Annotated in this window: 14 protein-coding genes and 1 pseudogene; 10 read left to right on the top strand and 5 right to left on the bottom strand. The window is 70.0% G+C overall.

Features of this window, described 5'->3' with window-relative positions:
* Nucleotides 1-67 precede the first annotated feature (67 nt).
* From C4B68_RS11350 to mutM, 5 genes are all read left to right on the top strand, one after another.
* On the top strand, nucleotides 68-1,171 hold the full coding sequence (locus C4B68_RS11350) for an ATP synthase F0 subunit B (RefSeq protein ID WP_099502643.1): 1,104 nt from the start codon (nucleotides 68-70) through the stop codon (nucleotides 1,169-1,171).
* Between the two features lie 190 nt (nucleotides 1,172-1,361).
* On the top strand, nucleotides 1,362-2,000 hold the full coding sequence (locus C4B68_RS11345) for a YceD family protein (RefSeq protein WP_099502642.1): 639 nt from the start codon (nucleotides 1,362-1,364) through the stop codon (nucleotides 1,998-2,000).
* Nucleotides 2,001-2,002: 2 nt separating this feature from the next.
* Nucleotides 2,003-2,176 carry a 50S ribosomal protein L32 gene (rpmF, locus tag C4B68_RS11340; RefSeq protein WP_028802425.1) on the top strand — a complete coding sequence of 58 codons (174 nt, stop codon included), beginning with the start codon at nucleotides 2,003-2,005 and terminating at the stop codon, nucleotides 2,174-2,176.
* Nucleotides 2,177-2,195: 19 nt separating this feature from the next.
* On the top strand, nucleotides 2,196-3,026 hold the full coding sequence (rnc, locus tag C4B68_RS11335) for a ribonuclease III (RefSeq protein ID WP_099502641.1): 831 nt from the start codon (nucleotides 2,196-2,198) through the stop codon (nucleotides 3,024-3,026).
* Nucleotides 3,027-3,279: 253 nt separating this feature from the next.
* Nucleotides 3,280-4,140, top strand: coding sequence for a bifunctional DNA-formamidopyrimidine glycosylase/DNA-(apurinic or apyrimidinic site) lyase (gene mutM, locus C4B68_RS11330; RefSeq protein ID WP_099502640.1), 861 nt, complete (start codon nucleotides 3,280-3,282; stop codon nucleotides 4,138-4,140).
* Between the two features lie 16 nt (nucleotides 4,141-4,156).
* Here the strand turns inward: mutM and C4B68_RS11325 are convergent, their stop codons facing one another.
* Both C4B68_RS11325 and C4B68_RS11320 read right to left on the bottom strand, forming a co-directional pair.
* Nucleotides 4,157-4,591, bottom strand: a complete 435-nt coding sequence (locus tag C4B68_RS11325) for a winged helix-turn-helix transcriptional regulator (protein ID WP_099502639.1) — start codon at nucleotides 4,589-4,591, stop codon at nucleotides 4,157-4,159.
* Between the two features lie 235 nt (nucleotides 4,592-4,826).
* Nucleotides 4,827-5,774 carry a CAP domain-containing protein gene (locus tag C4B68_RS11320; RefSeq protein ID WP_099502638.1) on the bottom strand — a complete coding sequence of 316 codons (948 nt, stop codon included), beginning with the start codon at nucleotides 5,772-5,774 and terminating at the stop codon, nucleotides 4,827-4,829.
* A 142-nt stretch (nucleotides 5,775-5,916) separates the two neighbouring features.
* Between C4B68_RS11320 and C4B68_RS11315 the strand changes: the two genes are divergently transcribed.
* The 4 genes and pseudogenes from C4B68_RS11315 to C4B68_RS11295 all read left to right on the top strand — a co-directional run.
* A complete protein-coding gene (locus C4B68_RS11315; protein WP_099502637.1) occupies nucleotides 5,917-6,198 on the top strand; it encodes an acylphosphatase in 282 nt (93 codons plus the stop codon).
* 380 nt (nucleotides 6,199-6,578) lie between these two features.
* A complete protein-coding gene (locus C4B68_RS11305) occupies nucleotides 6,579-6,782 on the top strand; it encodes a hypothetical protein (RefSeq protein ID WP_028802434.1) in 204 nt (67 codons plus the stop codon).
* Nucleotides 6,783-7,001: 219 nt separating this feature from the next.
* Nucleotides 7,002-10,676 carry an AAA family ATPase gene (locus tag C4B68_RS11300; RefSeq protein ID WP_099502636.1) on the top strand — a complete coding sequence of 1,225 codons (3,675 nt, stop codon included), beginning with the start codon at nucleotides 7,002-7,004 and terminating at the stop codon, nucleotides 10,674-10,676.
* Nucleotides 10,677-10,813: 137 nt separating this feature from the next.
* Nucleotides 10,814-11,143, top strand: a pseudogene (locus tag C4B68_RS11295) (MFS transporter); the annotation flags it as partial.
* 88 nt (nucleotides 11,144-11,231) lie between these two features.
* On the opposite strand, the gene C4B68_RS11290 reads toward C4B68_RS11295, so the two are convergent.
* The gene (locus tag C4B68_RS11290; protein WP_099502635.1) at nucleotides 11,232-12,221 is read right to left on the bottom strand and encodes an LLM class flavin-dependent oxidoreductase; all 990 of its coding nucleotides are present in this window, start codon (nucleotides 12,219-12,221) and stop codon (nucleotides 11,232-11,234) included.
* A gap of 47 nt (nucleotides 12,222-12,268) precedes the next feature.
* Nucleotides 12,269-13,753 (bottom strand): cytosine permease, encoded by a 1,485-nt coding sequence (locus tag C4B68_RS11285; protein ID WP_099502634.1) that lies wholly within the window; start codon nucleotides 13,751-13,753, stop codon nucleotides 12,269-12,271.
* Nucleotides 13,754-13,896: 143 nt separating this feature from the next.
* Here C4B68_RS11285 and ftsY point away from each other — a divergent pair, with 143 nt between their 5' ends.
* Nucleotides 13,897-15,099, top strand: a complete 1,203-nt coding sequence (ftsY, locus tag C4B68_RS11280) for a signal recognition particle-docking protein FtsY (protein ID WP_099502633.1) — start codon at nucleotides 13,897-13,899, stop codon at nucleotides 15,097-15,099.
* 156 nt (nucleotides 15,100-15,255) lie between these two features.
* Here the strand turns inward: ftsY and C4B68_RS11275 are convergent, their stop codons facing one another.
* The gene (locus C4B68_RS11275; protein ID WP_099502632.1) at nucleotides 15,256-15,918 is read right to left on the bottom strand and encodes a bifunctional DNA primase/polymerase; all 663 of its coding nucleotides are present in this window, start codon (nucleotides 15,916-15,918) and stop codon (nucleotides 15,256-15,258) included.
* Between the last annotated feature and the right edge of the window lie 385 nt (nucleotides 15,919-16,303).

Here is a 16,303-nt window from a genome sequence, read left to right as displayed (position 1 = left end):
GGGCGGGAGTGGCCGTACAGTCGACCCGTCCGTCTCCATCACAGCTGTAGAGAGTGGCGAGCACACGGTGGACGTGCAGAAGAAGCTCGATGAGATCGTCGCGGCGGTTGGCGGTGCCCGGTCCATGCCCATGTCGGCCTCGTGCGTGGTCAACCGCGCCGAGCTGCTCTCGATGCTCGAAGAGGTGCGCCAGGCGCTGCCCGGCTCCCTCGCCCAGGCCCAGGAACTGATCGGCGGCCGCGAGCAGATGGTCGAGCAGGCCCGCCAGGAGGCCGAGCGGATCATCGACTCCGCGCACGCCGAGCGCGGCTCCCTGATCTCCGACACCGAGGTCGCCCGCCGCTCCCAGAACGAGGCCGAGCGCATCCTCGCCGAGGCCCGCAAGGAGGCAGAGGAGGTCCGCGCGGAAGCCGACGACTACGTCGACTCCAAGCTCGCCAACTTCGAGGTCGTCCTCACCAAGACCCTCGGCTCCGTCGGCCGTGGCCGCGAGAAGCTCCTCGGCACCGGACCCGGCGTCGACGAGCAGGGATACGAGGACGAGGACGCTCCCGAGCGCAGCCATGACCCCGAGACCCTGCGGCGCAGCGCCGATGAATACGTCGACGTCAAGCTCGGCGCCTTCGAGGCCGTCCTCGCCAAGACCCTGCAGGCCGTCGGACGCGGCCGGCAGAAGCTGCACGGCCGCATCGCCAGCGACGACCTCGGCGATCTGAGCGCCTTCGCCGACGACGGCACGCCCGCCCAGCACACGAGTGACGCCGACTACCTGGCCGGCCTCGCCGAGCTCGCGGACGCCCCCGAGCAGCCCGCCCAGCCCCCCGCGCAGCCCGCCCAAGCCCCCGAGGTCCCGGCCCAGCCGTCGTACGGGCAGCAGGATGCCTACGCGTACCAGCAGCAGGCCGACCCGTACGGGTATCAACAGCAGTACGCCCAGCAGGACGCGTACGGCTACCAGCAGGCCGACCCGTATGCCGCCTACCCGCAGCAGCAGGGCTACGGCCAGCAGCCGGCGTACGACCAGAGCGGGCAGCAGGCCTACGCCCAGCCGCAGACGGCGCACGCCCTGGACGCGCAGGCGCACGCCCTCGACGAGACCAGCCTCTTCGACACCAGCATGATCAGCGCGGAGCAGCTGCGGGCGTACGAGCAGGGGCGCGGCGGCCACTGAGGCGCTCGCCGTTGCGCCGGCGGCGACGGCGGAGACCGGCGCACGGGCCGGGAGCGCACACCGGATTGGGCCGAGAGCGAAAGGTCCAGTATCCTGGCTGTTCGGTCGCGCGTACGTCCGCGATCACCGCTGCCCGGGAAACACCAGGGGCAGCGTCTCTGAGCTTCGAAGATCGAAAGCAGGAACGGCTCTGAACACCCACCTCGACCACCGCAACCCTCTCGTGTTCGACACACACGAGCTGGGACGGCGTCCTGGTGCTCTGCAGCGCTTGACCCGCACAATCGACGCTCCCGTGGATCTCGGGATCCAGGGAGTCATCGGAGTGCCGGAAGGCGCCCTGGTGGAGCTCGACCTCCGCCTTGAGTCGGTCATGGAAGGGGTGCTTGTCACAGGCACCGCCCGTGCACAGGCCAAGGGGGAGTGCGTAAGGTGTCTGGAGCCGCTTGAGCAGGAGCTCGAAGCGGACTTCCAGGAGATGTTCTCGTACCCTGATGCCGATGACCGGGGCCGCATGAAAGCGGAACCGGCCGACGACGCCGAGGAAGACGAGGACAGGCTCTTCGTCGAGGACGGCCTGTTCGACCTCGAACCCGTGCTGCGTGATGCGGTGGTGCTCGCACTGCCGATGCAGCCGGTGTGCCAGGACGACTGCCCCGGCCTGTGCTCCGAGTGCGGAGCCCGGCTCGCGGACGACCCGGACCACCACCATGACGCCGTCGACATCCGTTGGGCGGCACTGCAGGGACTCGCCGGTTCACTCGAAGATGGCGAGAAGGACGAGTTGAGCGGCGCCGAACCGGGCGTCGACGAGAAGCAGGAGAAGTAGCCGTGGCTGTTCCGAAGCGGAAGATGTCGCGCAGCAACACGCGCCACCGCCGGTCGCAGTGGAAGGCTGCGGTCCCCACCCTGGTTGCGTGCGAGCGCTGCCACGAGCCCAAGCAGCAGCACATCGCCTGCCCTGCTTGCGGCACCTACAACAAGCGCCAGGTCCTCGAGGTCTGAGCGGCTGGTGAGAGGCCTAATGTCTGACGCCAAGGCGGACACAAACGCCAAGAAAAAGGCGGACAACACAGCCTCGTCCCACACGCTTCTGGAAGGGCGGCTCGGCTACAAGGTCGAGTCCGCCCTTCTGGTGCGTGCGCTGACCCACCGTTCCTACGCGTACGAGAACGGCGGTCTGCCGACCAACGAGCGCCTGGAGTTCCTCGGGGACTCCGTGCTCGGCCTCGTGGTCACGGACACGCTGTACCGCGCCCACCCCGACCTGCCCGAAGGCCAGCTGGCCAAGCTGCGGGCCGCGGTGGTCAACTCGCGTGCGCTGGCGGAAGTGGGCCGCGGCCTCGAACTCGGCTCCTTCGTCCGGCTCGGCCGGGGCGAGGAAGGCACGGGAGGCAGGGACAAGGCATCCATCCTCGCCGACACCCTCGAAGCGGTGATCGGCGCGGTCTATCTCGACCAGGGTCTGGACGCGGCGGGCGAGCTCGTCCACCGGCTCTTCGACCCGCTGATCGAGAAGTCATCGAATCTGGGCGCGGGCCTGGACTGGAAGACCAGTCTCCAGGAGCTCACCGCGACCGAGGGGCTCGGCGTTCCCGAGTACCTGGTCTCGGAGACCGGCCCGGACCACGAGAAGACCTTTACTGCTGCCGCCCGCGTCGGAGGCGTCTCGTACGGCACCGGCACCGGCCGCAGCAAGAAGGAGGCGGAGCAGCAGGCCGCGGAGTCCGCGTGGCGTGCGATCCGCTCCGCCGCGGACGAACGCGCGAAGTCGGCCAGGGTCGCCGCCGAAAAGGTGGCCCAGGTGACTGCCGACGCCCCCTCGGCCGCGACGAGCGGTCCGGCCACGGCCTGAATCCTTCACAGGTAAACGTCTGTACGCGAACCCCGTCGCAGCGCCCCCGCCGCGACGGGGTTCGCGTACAGACAGGACCTGGCCGTCGTCCTTGTACGGGGCATCGTGGACGCACTCATGCCAGCCGGCGACGAGGCCCGGACCGAACGGCTGACCTGGGGGCTCACGCCCGAAGACCACCTCGCCGATCCCCGTTGACCAAGAGGTACTCTTCGGGCGTCGTCCCCGTACCGCGCCCCTCCGGAGGAGCCCCGTGCCCGAGTTGCCCGAGGTCGAAGTCGTGCGGCGGGGCCTGGCGCGCTGGGTCAGCGGGCGGGTCGTGAAGACGGTCGAGGTGGGTCATCCCCGGGCCGTGCGGCGGCATCTGGCCGGGCCTGAGGGCTTCGCTCAGGCGCTCGCCGGGCAGCGGTTCGGGGAGGCCATGCGGCGCGGCAAGTATCTGTGGCTGCTCCTGGACGACTCCCCGTTCTCCGTGCTCGCGCACCTCGGTATGAGCGGCCAGCTCCTGGTGCGGCCGGAGGACGCTCCGGACGAGAAGCATCTGCGCATCCGTGTGCGCTTCGAGGACGGGCAGGGCACCGAGCTGCGCTTCGTCGACCAGCGCACCTTCGGCGGGCTCTCCCTGCATGAGAACACCCCCGAGGGGCTGCCGGAGGTCATCGCGCACATCGCCCGCGACCCGCTCGACCCCCTCTTCGACGACGCCGCGTTCCACACGGCCCTGCGCGCCCGTCGTACGACGATCAAGCGCGCCCTGCTCGACCAGTCACTGATCAGCGGGGTCGGCAACATCTACGCGGACGAGGCGCTCTGGCGTTCCAAGCTGCACTACGAACGCCCCACGGGATCCTTCACCCGGCCGCGCACCGCCGAACTCCTCGGCCACATCCGCGACGTCATGAACGACGCCCTCGCCGCCGGCGGCACCAGCTTCGACAGCCTGTACGTCAACGTCAACGGGGAGTCCGGCTACTTCGACCGCTCGCTCGACGCGTACGGGCGTGAGGGCGAGCCCTGCCGGCGCTGCGGGACACCGATGCGGCGGCGCGCCTGGATGAACCGGTCCAGCTACTTCTGCCCGCGCTGCCAGCGGCCACCCCGCCCGTCGGCCTGACGGCCGGCGCCGGCAGTCAGCGCTCGCGCGTCTCGTCGTAGCGCTCACGAGCCTCCAGGACGTCGTCCATGTGGCCCTCGACGAAGTTGATCAGGGTCAGCAGACGCCCGGAGACCTCGCGGCCGAGCGGCGTGAGCCGGTAGTCGACGCGCGGCGGGTTCGTGGGCTGGGCCTCGCGGTGCACCAGACCGTCGCGCTCCAGCGCCTGCAGAGTCTGGGACAGCATCTTCTCGCTGACGCCGTCGACACGGCGGCGCAGCTCGTTGAAGCGGAACGAGCCGTCGTGCAGCGCTCCGAGCGTGAGCGCGCCCCAGCGTCCGGTGACGTGCTCGAGCGTGCCCCGGGACGGGCAGCTCTTTGCGAACACGTTGTACGCCTGGTCCTCGCCGTCGGCCCGCGCGGTGCTCCCGCCACCTTCGGTGCGCTCGACGGTCTGCGCGAAGGTTTCCATGGCAGCAGCATACTCAGGGAGCGCGCTAACCGTGAGGTTGCACTAACTTGCAGTTAGTGTCTGCTGTGGTGCCGCTGAGGCCGTAAGCGTTTACGTAAACGCTTACGCAAGCGTTTACGCGTCGGCATCGTTTAGGCGTGCATCGCTTACGCGCCGGGATCGTTTACGCGTCGGCATCGTTTACGCGTCGGCCGCGCCCACCATCCCCCGGTGGGCGCGGCCGACGCGTACGCGTTCAGTAGCCGAAGTTCTGCGTCCACCAGGGCCCGCCCGAACCGAAGTGGGTTCCGACGCCGAGGGTCTTGAAGTCACAGTTCAGGATGTTGGCGCGGTGGCCGGGGCTGTTCATCCAGGCTTCCATCACCGCCGCGGCGGTGGCCTGGCCGCGGGCTATGTTCTCGCCGCCCAGGTTGGCTATCCCGGCCTTCGCCGCCCGGTCCCAGGGGCTGAGCCCGCTCGGGTCGGAGTGGTCGAAGAAACCGCGCAGATCCATGTCCTCGCTGAAGGCCTGGGCAAGGTCCGACAGGGCGCTGTTCGCCGCCACCGGGCTGCAACCGACCTTGGCCCGCTCCTCGTTGACCAGCTTGAGCACCTCGGCCTCGGCCGCGGTCTCGGGGGACAGCTGAACCGGGGGAGTGGTCTTCGGTGCCTTCGTGGGCTTCTTGCTGGGCTGCTCGGGCTTCGTGGTCTTGCTGGGCTCGGTGGCGGGCTTCTTCGGAGGCGCCGTCGTCGGGGCGGCGGGCGACGTCGAGGGCGGGGCCGAGGCGGAGCGCTCCGCGTCATGGCTCGTCGACGTGTCCTCGCGGGAGTCCGAGGTGCCCGATGCGCCGCCCTGCTGGGTCTCGAGGCCGGACGGGGTGCCCGCGGACTGCACGTCGTCGGAGCCGCCGCTGCCGCCGCCGAGCGAGTAGTTGTCACTGCCCGGCAGCACGCCGGTGGCGACGGCGGCGGTGCCCAGCGCCACGGCTGCCGAGACACCGAGCAGCCCCGTACGTACGGGGGTCGCGGCCTTCCGCTTGCGGTGCGAGCGGGCAGCGGAACTGTGCGGCAGGTCCGCGACCGCGGCGTAGCCGTACAGGTTCTCCGGGCCGTAACTGTCCGTGCGGAGCTCGCGGGTATTCGTAACCTCGGTGGCGCGGCCTCTGGCGGCGCGGCCGGCGGCGGAGCGTCGGTGGCGTCCCAATCTCCTGGCCTTCCTGATCTTGCGGTCAGCAATCCTCACCCGAAAGAGTGAGTTTCATATGAGACTCACTGGGTCGGGACGGTACCCCATGCCGCAAGGGGAGGAAGTGCTCCTTGGGACATTGTCCGGATAGCGTGCACCCATGAGTGAGGTTGCACGGCTGGTCGTCTGGGTACGCGGCAGGGTTCAGGGTGTGGGTTTCCGCTGGTTCACGCGCGCCAAGGCGCTGGAGATCGGCGGGCTGCGTGGCTTTGCTGTCAATTTGGAGGACGGACGGGTCCAGGTCGTCGCGGAGGGCTCCCGGGTCGAATGCCAGAGCCTGCTCGACTGGCTCCAGGGCGACGACACACCCGGGCGTGTAGACGGAGTGACTGAGATCTGGGACACGCCCCGGGGGATGTACGAGGACTTCGCCATCCGCTGACGGCGACGGCGGCAACGGCCCAGGCGGAAGCGGTATGGCATGCCACTGGCACCTGCCGGAAGCAGAAATGACCTGGTGGTTGCCAAGAACGGCCAGTCGTGGCAGGCTCGCCGGATAAGGATGATCTCCACGCCCTGAGGGCCCCGCAGGAGTCGCAGCGCAGCCGTTCGAAGGCCGCGCGACAGCGGGTTGCCCGCCGATACAGGGCGTGATCGTGTTGACCGTCAAACTTTTTGGTGAGACGCTGAAAGCCCCGCGCACCTTAGCTGTTTGGCATGTGGAACGGCAGCAGGACATCAGCAGTGTCAAGCATCGCGGGTGCGATTCCCTCACGACCCACACCGCTTCGGTCGGTCACTCAGTGTGGAGGACCATCCATCATGGCAAAGGCGCTTCTCGGTTACGTCGGCGGTTCCGACCCGCGGCTCATTGCCGAGATGCGACGGCTCCAGCAGCGCGTACAGGACCTCGAATCCGAGCTCGTACGGATCCAGGCCGAGAACGACGCGCTCGCGGCTGCCGCTTCTCACGACTCGCTTCTCGAGAGCATCGACGTACCCCAGGCGGAGCCTGCGCTCACCTGATCACTGCACCGCACTACGACAGCAGTGGTTGGGCCGCCCGTATCAACCGCTAAGTTGTCAGATTTGCAAGGGACGCCTCCTTGGCGTCCCTTCTGTCTTTCCCCCGCGCTTTCCCCCGCGCGTTGTACCAGTCTTTAACGTCTGGTGTGCCCTGCACGTTCGTGGGTGAAACCGCGGGTTCATGGAGTGAGACCGGCCCGAAAGGTAGAGTCCAGTGGCGTGCACCTCAAGGCCCTGACCCTGCGCGGGTTCAAATCCTTCGCCTCGGCGACCACGCTGCGGTTCGAGCCGGGCATCACCTGCGTCGTGGGCCCGAACGGTTCGGGCAAGTCCAATGTCGTGGACGCCCTGAGCTGGGTCATGGGCGAGCAGGGGGCCAAGTCGCTGCGCGGCGGCAAGATGGAGGACGTCATCTTCGCCGGCACCACCGGTCGTCCGCCGCTGGGGCGCGCCGAGGTGTCCCTCACCATCGACAACTCCGACGGGGCGCTGCCCATCGAGTACGCCGAGGTCACCATCACACGGATCATGTTCCGCAACGGCGGCAGCGAGTACCAGATCAATGGCGATACCTGCCGATTGCTGGACATTCAGGACCTGTTGTCCGACTCCGGCATCGGACGCGAGATGCACGTCATCGTCGGCCAGGGCCAGCTCGACTCCGTCCTGCACGCCGATCCGATGGGCCGCCGTGCCTTCATCGAAGAGGCGGCCGGCGTACTCAAGCACCGCAAGCGCAAGGAGAAGGCGCTGCGGAAGCTGGACGCGATGCAGGCGAACCTGGCCCGGGTCCAGGACCTCACGGACGAACTGCGCCGCCAGCTCAAGCCGTTGGGCCGGCAGGCCGCCGTCGCCCGCCGCGCCGCCGTCATCCAGGCGGACCTGCGCGATGCCCGGCTGCGCCTGCTCGCCGACGATCTCGTACGGCTGCGGGGGGCGCTCCAGGCCGAGATCGCCGACGAGGCCGCGCTCAAGGAGCGCAAGGAAGCCGCCGAGGCCGAGCTGAAGAAGGCGCTCCAGCGGGAGGCGCTCCTGGAGGACGAGGTACGGCAGCTGACGCCGCGTCTCCAGCGGGCGCAGCAGACCTGGTACGAACTCTCGCAGCTCGCCGAGCGGGTGCGCGGCACGATCTCGCTGGCCGACGCGCGCGTGAAGAGCGCCACGTCGGTGCCCGCCGAGGAACGGCGCGGGCGTGACCCCGAGGACATGGAGCGCGAGGCCGCGCGGATCCGGGAGCAGGAGGCCGAGCTCGAAGCGGCCCTGGAGGCGGCCGAGCGCGCCCTGGAGGACACGGTCGCGCACCGCGCCGAGCTGGAGCGCGAGCTCGCCATCGAGGAGCGTCGCCTCAAGGACGTGGCCCGCGCCATCGCCGACCGTCGCGAGGGCCTCGCCCGCCTCAACGGCCAGGTCAACGCCGCCCGTTCCCGCGCCGCCTCCGCGCAGGCCGAGATCGACCGGCTGGCCTCCGCGCGGGACGAGGCCCAGGAGCGGGCGGTCGCGGCTCAGGAGGAGTACGAGGCACTCAAGGCCGAGGTCGATGGACTCGACGCCGGCGACCAGGAACTTGCCGAGCGGCACCAGGCGGCCAAGGCCGCGCTCGCCGAGGCCGAGTCTGCGCTGAGCGCCGCCCGCGAGGCGGCCACGGCAGCCGAACGCAAGCGCGCCGCGACTCAGGCCCGGCACGAAGCCCTGGCGCTGGGCCTGCGCCGCAAGGACGGCACCGGGGCGCTGCTGGGTGCGCAGGACCGGCTCGAGGGCTTGCTGGGCCCGGCCGCCGAACTGCTGACCGTGACCCCCGGGTACGAGGTCGCCCTCGCCGCGGCCTTCGGCGCGGCGGCCGACGCGATCGCGGTCACCACCCCCGCCTCGGCGGCCGACGCCATCCGCCTTCTGCGCAAGCAGGACGCGGGGCGGGCGGCGCTGTTGCTGGCGGGGTCGCCCGAAGAACCGAGCGCGGACAGGCCCGAGGCCGGGTTCGGCAGGTCCGCCGACGCACCGCAACCCCCCGGCTCCGAAGCCGAGCCCCAGCCGCCGGTGGCGCTTTCAGGCAACGGTGCCCCCGGCGACGTACCCCTTCAGGGACGTCAGGACGGTCGCCCATGTGCCGCCGATCTCGTCCGAGGTCCGGTCGAGCTCATGCCCGCCGTACGGCGGCTGCTGCGGGGCATCGTCGTCGTCGAGACCCTCGAAGACGCCGAGGATCTCGTCTACGCGCGGCCGGAGTTGACCGCGGTCACCGCCGAAGGGGACCTGCTGGGTGCGCACTTCGCGCACGGCGGGTCGGCCGGGGCGCCCAGTCTGCTGGAGGTGCAGGCGTCGGTCGACGAGGCGGCGGCCGAGCTCGAGGAACTCGCCGTACGCTGCGAGGAGTTGACCGAGGCCCAGCATCTGGCGACCGAACTGCGCAAGGAACGCGCCGGACTCGTCGAGGAGTTGGGCGAGCGGCAGCGGGCCGCCGAGCGGGAGAAGTCGTCCGTGGCGCAGCAGTTGGGGCGGCTGGCCGGGCAGGCGCGAGGGGCGGCGGGAGAGGCCGAGCGGAGTACCGCCGCCGCCGCGCGGGCGCAGGAGGCGCTCGACCGGGCCGTGGAGGAAGCCGAGGTACTGGCGGAACGGCTCGCCGTGGCCGAGGAGATGCCCGTCGAGGAGGAGCCCGACACCTCCGTACGCGACCGGCTCGCCGCCGACGGCGCCAACGCACGGCAGACCGAGATGGAGGCCCGGCTCCAGGTGCGTACGCACGAGGAACGGGTCAAGGGGCTCGCCGGGCGGGCCGACGGACTCGACCGGGCCGCCCGCGCCGAACGCGAGGCACGCGCGCGTGCCGAGCAGCGGCGGGCCCGGCTGCGCCACGAGGCGGCGGTCGCCGAGGCCGTCGCCTCCGGCGCGCGCCAGCTCCTCGCGCATGTCGAGGTGTCGCTGAGCCGGGCCGAGGAGGAGCGCACGGCGGCCGACAGCGCCAAGACGCGCCGCGAGCAGGACCTTGCCACCGCGCGCACCGAAGGCCGCGACCTCAAGGCGGAGCTCGACAAACTCACGGATTCGGTGCACCGCGGCGAGGTACTCGGCGCCGAGAAGCGGCTGCGCATAGAGCAGCTGGAGTCGAAGGCGCTGGAGGAGCTCGGTGTCGAGCCGGCGGGGCTCGTCGCGGACTACGGTCCCGATCAGCTCGTGCCGCCCTCGCTCCCCGCCGAGGGCGAGGAACTGCCCGAGGACCCGGAGCACCCGCGCAACCGGCCCCGGCCGTTCCACCGGGCCGAGCAGGAGAAGCGGCTCAGGTCGGCCGAACGCGCGTACCAGCAGCTCGGCAAGGTCAACCCGCTCGCCCTGGAGGAGTTCGCGGCGCTGGAGGAGCGCCACAAGTTCCTCAGCGAACAGCTCGAGGACCTCAAGAAGACGCGCGCCGATCTGCTTCAGGTGGTGAAGGAGGTCGACGAGCGCGTCGAGCAGGTCTTCACCGAGGCGTACCGGGACACGGCCCGGGAGTTCGAGGGGGTCTTCAGCCGGCTGTTCCCGGGAGGGGAGGGGCGGCTGATCCTGACCGATCCCGAGAACATGCTCACCACGGGTGTGGATGTGGAGGCCCGGCCCCCGGGCAAGAAGGTCAAGCGGCTCTCCCTGCTCTCCGGCGGCGAGCGCTCGCTGACGGCCGTCGCCCTGCTGGTGTCGATCTTCAAGGCGCGCCCCAGTCCGTTCTATGTGATGGACGAGGTCGAGGCGGCGCTCGACGACACCAACCTGCAGCGGCTGATCCGCATCATGCAGGAGCTGCAGGAGGCCTCGCAGCTGATCGTGATCACGCACCAGAAGCGGACGATGGAGGTCGCCGACGCGCTGTACGGCGTCTCCATGCAGGGCGACGGTGTGTCGAAGGTCATCAGCCAGCGGTTGCGCTAGAAACGCGTGTAGTCCACACCGGTCATGACCTGGGCTTCCCCTTGGATTCAAGTAGTGAACGCAACTCCTTTACTCGAGGGGTGAAAACTCACAGGTTACGAAGTATTGACTTGAAATTTGAAGACATAGTCTCTTCAGTCGACGGCAGGCTTCCGGCCACGCAGGGCTGGGTCGCGCTGATCGCCGCCCACGTGTTCGTCCTCTTCTTCGCCCTCTCCTGGGGTGTCGTGGTCTGGGTCTTCCTCGGCGAGATGTTCCCGAACAAGATCCGCGCCGCCGCCCTGGGCGTGGCCGCGGCCGCGCAGTGGATCGCCAACTGGGCCGTCACCGCGAGCTTCCCGTCGCTGGCCGACTGGAACCTCTCCACGACCTACGTGATCTACACGATCTTCGCCGCGCTCTCCATCCCCTTCGTGCTCAAGTACGTGAAGGAGACCAAGGGCAAGGCCCTGGAGGAGATGGGGTAACCCCCGTCACTCCCCGTAGGAACTCGGGAGAAGGGCCAAGTCCCCGCTGCCCCTCTCCCCGTACTCGTCAGAGACGTACTGCCCCGGCTCACTCGTCGATGCCTTCGAGGTCCTTGAGCCGGGGCAGTACGTTTTCGCAGAACAGGTGCAGGCTGCGCCATCCCTCGTCCACCGGCATCCCGCCGGACAGCGGGTGCAGGACGTACGTGTCGAGCCCCTGGGCCACGCACGCGTCGGGCGTGAGGATCCGGTACACGCCCTCGGCGCGCAGCTCGTCGACCGTCGTGGCCGCCGACTTCACCGCCGAGCGGATGTCGCCGGTCTGCCAGGAGGCGTACGTCCGCGCCTCGTGCAGGAAGTGCCGGCCGTACTGGGCCCACGCCCGGTCCGGGTCCTCGGCGATGTGCAGCAGCGGGGTCTCGGCGGCGGGCATCATGGTCCAGCCCTCGGTGCCGTACTCGACGAGCCGCTCCTTGTAGTACGCCTCCAGCTCGGGGAGGTGCGCGCTGGGGAAGAACGGCAGCCCGAGCCGGGCGGCGCGCCGGGCCGCGGCCTGGGACGAACCGCCGACCAGCAGCAGGGGGTGCGGGTCCGAGAAGGGGCGCGGGGTGACGCGTACCGTGCGGCCCCGGTAGGCGAACTCCTCGCCGGTCCAGGCCTGGAGAACCGTCTCCAGGAGTTCGTCCTGAAGCCTGCCCCGCCGCTTCCACTCCACGTCGAACAGGGCGTACTCCTTTGGCCGGTAGCCGATTCCGGCCACCGTCACGAGCCGTCCGCCGCTGAGCAGATCGAGTACGGCGATGTCCTCGGCGAGGCGCAGCGGATCGTGCAGCGGTCCGATGACCGCCGACACCGTGACCGCGATGTGGCGGGTCGCCCCGAAGACGGCGCCCGCGAACGTGAACGGCGAGGGCAGCCAGTTGTCGGCGACGCCGTGGTGCTCCTCGGTCTGCACGGTGGTCAGGCCGTGGTCGTCGGCGTACGCGGACATCTCGACCGCGGCCTGGTAGCGGGCGCTCAGCGATGCCGGGGTGGCATCGGGGTCAACGAGGTTGAAGCGTACGACGGTTACGGGCATGGGGAGTCCCCCTTCGAGTGTGAAGGGGGACGGTAGCTGACGGTGTGTCAGACGGCCATAGCGGCGGGCTCATCGGCCCGCTCAACGGCGGGCCCGGGCTGCCGGGCCGCAGCCACCGCGGGCTTCGGCAGGACGGCGTACAGCAGGAAGGAGACCACGATGGTGGCCACCCAGCCGAGGCCGTACTCGCCGACGGGGTTGCCGGTCGCCAGCGGGCCCGTGAACCAGTCGGACGTCGTGAACAGCAGTCCGCTGCCCAGACCCACTGCCCACGCCGCGACCGCGGCCGGGCTGAAGCCGCCCCGGTACCAGTACGCGCGGGTGCGCGTGGTGTCGAGCAGCGCCTCGGCGTCGTACTCCCGGCGGCGCAGCATGTCCGCGCCGAAGACGCCGACCCAGGCCGAGAACGCGACGGCGAGCATCGACAGGAAGGCGATGAACGAGCCCATGAAGCTGGTCGCGACCAGCATCAGGACGCCGCCGAAGACCAGCGAGATCACGGCGTTGACCGAGACCGCCCAGTGCCGCGGCACCTTGAAGCCGAGGGTCTGTGCGGTGAAGCCCGCGGAGTACATCGACATCGCGTTGATCAGCAGCATGCCGACCAGGGCGATGAGCAGATACGGCACCGCGATCCACAGCGGCAGGATCTCACCGAGGAAGGAGACCGGGTCGGCGGCCGAGGCCAGATCCGGCGTGCCGGCCGCCATGACGGCGCCCATCAGCACCATGGGGAGTACGACGATGCCGGCGCCGCCGATGGTGTTGCGCACGATCGCGGGAGATGACGCGGTACGCGGCAGATAGCGGGTGAAGTCGGGGGAGGAGGGCACCCAGCTGATGCCGCCCGCCGCGATCATGCCGATGCCCGTGATCATCAAGGGCGTCGGGCCCGCACCCTGCCCGAAGACCTTGCCCCAGTCCGTGTCCACGACCAGATGGCCGAGGACGAGCACGGAGAAGCCGCCGAAGAGGTACGTCGCCCACTTGTTGCACTTCTGGACGGCGTTGATGCCGAGCCCCGAGATCGCGAACGTCGCGATGACGAAGAGCAGCAGCGTCCCGACGATCAGGAGCGTGCTGCTCTCGATGCCGAAGACGATGTCCAGCACGGTGAGCAGCGCGTAGGCGCCGGTCACCGCGTTGATCGTCTCCCAGCCCCAGCGGGCGATCCAGATCAGCGAGCCGGGCAGCAGATTTCCGCGCTGCCCGAAGACCGCGCGCGACAGGGCCATGCCCGGGGCACCGCCCCGCTTGCCCGCGATGCCGATCAGGCCGACCAGGCCGTACGACACGATCGGCGCCGCCACGCCGACGACCAGGGTCTGCCAGAAGTTGAGTCCGTACGAGACGGCCAGGCTCGCGCCCATGGTCAGCAGCAGGACGCTGATGTTGGCGGCGACCCAGGTGGGAAACAGCTGGCGGGTCTTCGCGGTGCGCTCGGAGTGGGGGACGGGCTCGATGCCACGGGTTTCCAGGGCACTGGGGGTGTGCGCGTGGGAGGCGCCATCGGTCGGTGCGGTGGTGCTCATGGCGAATCATCATAAGTTAATCCGAGTAGTGTCCATTCGCGGCTTTTGGTAGAAAGTGCGAAGTCCTGCGCCGGGAGGGATTCCGGCTCCCGTGGCAGGGGTCCCGCCTCCCACGGCAGGGATGGCTGATACTGGGGAGCGTTATGGACATCGTCATCCTTGCTGTAGTCATCGCCGTGGTCGTCATCGGCGCGCTCGGCGGGCTCGTCATCGGCAGCCGCAAGCGGAAGCAGCTGCCCCCGCCGCCCCCGGCCGCTCCGGACATCACCGCCCCTCCGGCCGAGCCGCACGTCGGCGACGAGGCCGAGACGCCGCGCGACGAACCGCGCCGCACGATAGAGGAAGTGGATCTTCCGGAGTCCTCGGCTCCCGTCGCCGTCGAGGAACCGCCGGTCGTCGAAGTTCCCGAGATCGAGATCCCCGAGCCGACCGCCGGACGCCTCGTCCGGCTGCGCGCCCGGCTCTCCCGCTCACAGAACGCGCTCGGCAAGGGGCTGCTCACGCTCCTGTCGCGCGAGCACCTCGACGAGGACACCTGGGAGGAGATCGAGGACACGCTGCTCACCGCCGACGTCGGCGTGCAGCCCACCCAGGAGCTGGTCGAGCGGCTGCGTGAGCGGGTGAAGGTGCTCGGCACGCGGACGCCGGAGCAGCTGCGCGGCCTGCTGCGCGAGGAGCTGCTCCAGCTGGTCGGCACCGATTTCGACCGCACGGTGAAGACCGAGCCGGAGGACCGCAAGCCCGGCATCGTGATGGTCGTCGGCGTCAACGGCACCGGCAAGACCACCACCACCGGCAAGCTCGCCCGCGTTCTCGTCGCCGACGGCAACAGCGTCGTCCTCGGCGCCGCCGACACCTTCCGCGCGGCCGCCGCCGAGCAGCTGCAGACCTGGGGCGAGCGGGTGGGCGCGCACACCGTCCGCGGCCCCGAGGCCGGTGACCCCGCCTCCGTCGCCTTCGACGCGGTCAAGGAGGGCAAGGAGATCGGCGCCGACGTCGTCCTCATCGACACGGCCGGCCGCCTGCACACCAAGACCGGCCTCATGGACGAGCTCGGCAAGGTCAAGCGCGTGATCGAGAAGCACGCGCCGCTGGACGAGATCCTGCTCGTCCTCGACGCGACCACCGGCCAGAACGGCCTGGTCCAGGCGCGCGTCTTCGCCGAGGTCGTCGACATCACCGGCATCGCGCTGACGAAGCTCGACGGCACCGCCAAGGGCGGCATCGTCATCGCCGTGCAGCGCGAGCTGGGCGTACCGGTCAAGCTGGTGGGTCTGGGCGAGGGCGCGGACGATCTGGCGCCGTTCGAGCCGGAGGCGTTCGTGGATGCGCTTATCGGAGAGTGACTGTTTTTGCGCCTGAACCTGCGCCGCTCTCGCGGACCTGGTTGCCCGCCGTCGTGGTTCCTCAATTGATGGTTGCGGCGGTCGGGTGGTGAAAAGAAGGGCCCCACCCCATGGTGCAGATGTGGTGGGGCCCCTCGCTTCAGTCGCCCAGGAGGCCTATGCCCGCGACCGGTGCGCCACGTAAGCCAGCGTCCCCAGCAGCAGACGAGCCGCCGGTGGCCTTGTCGCCGAGTCCAGGGCCGGGGAGCGGAGCCAGCGGACCGGGCCGAGGCCGCCACGGTCGGAGGGCGGGGCCGTGACATACGTACCGGGACCCAGGCCGTGCAGGTCGAGGGACGCGTCGTCCCAGCCCATGCGGTAGAGCAGGTCGGGCAGCTCGGCCGCGGAGCCGGGGGCGACGAAGAAGTGGGCGCGGCCGTCCGGGGTGACCGTGACCGGTCCGAGGGGGAGCCCCATGCGTTCGAGGCGGACCAGCGCGCGGCGCCCGGCGGGCTCGGCGACCTCGAGCACGTCGAAGGCGCGGCCGACCGGCAGCATGACGGCGGCACCCGGGAAGTCGGCCCAGGCCTCGGTCACTGCGTCGAGTGTGGCGCCGGCCGGGATCGCCGGGGCGAAATCCAGCGGATGCGCACCCGGTGCGCGGCAGTCGGCCTTGCCGCACGAGCACGCCCCGCCTGCGGCCCGCGCGCCCGGGACCGCGTCCCAGCCCCACAGTCCGGTGAACTCGGCCACGGCGGTGCACTCCGACGAGCGGCCGCGGCGCCGCGAGCCGGGCCGGATTTCGCGCATCCCCCGACTGCTGCCGATCGTGAAGCCCATGCCCCCTCCAACGGGTCCGATGCACCGATGGTTACGTGATGGAAGCGGAATGTGACCCTGTGTTCCCGACTTCCCCGTGCCGCGCGGTCCAGGCGGCGCTTTGTGGCGCCCGGGGTGGTGTGCTCGGCATCGCGCGCCCCGGCGCACACCGCTCCACCCACGCCCGGCCGTTCACTGTCAAGTGAATCGCGCACAGGCGACCCGGAGTTCATTCGAAGGGGTGGCGAATGGTGGCGTTTCCGCAATCGCCATGGCTGGACGGGTGATCGTAGGATTACTTTGAGTGCACGAGTCCTGGGAGCGTGTGCACTCGTGGGTATGTCAAGGGCAAGTCGGCTTCCCGTTCGAAGAGTGAGAACTGCCGGACATGCAGCCGTATTTACCG

Origin of the sequence: Streptomyces dengpaensis (genome assembly GCF_002946835.1) — a bacterium.
In the GTDB taxonomy this organism is placed as follows: Bacteria; Actinomycetota; Actinomycetes; order Streptomycetales; family Streptomycetaceae; genus Streptomyces; species Streptomyces dengpaensis.
Note: the sequence above shows the minus strand (reverse complement) of the source record. Positions and strands in the feature narration are given on the sequence as shown.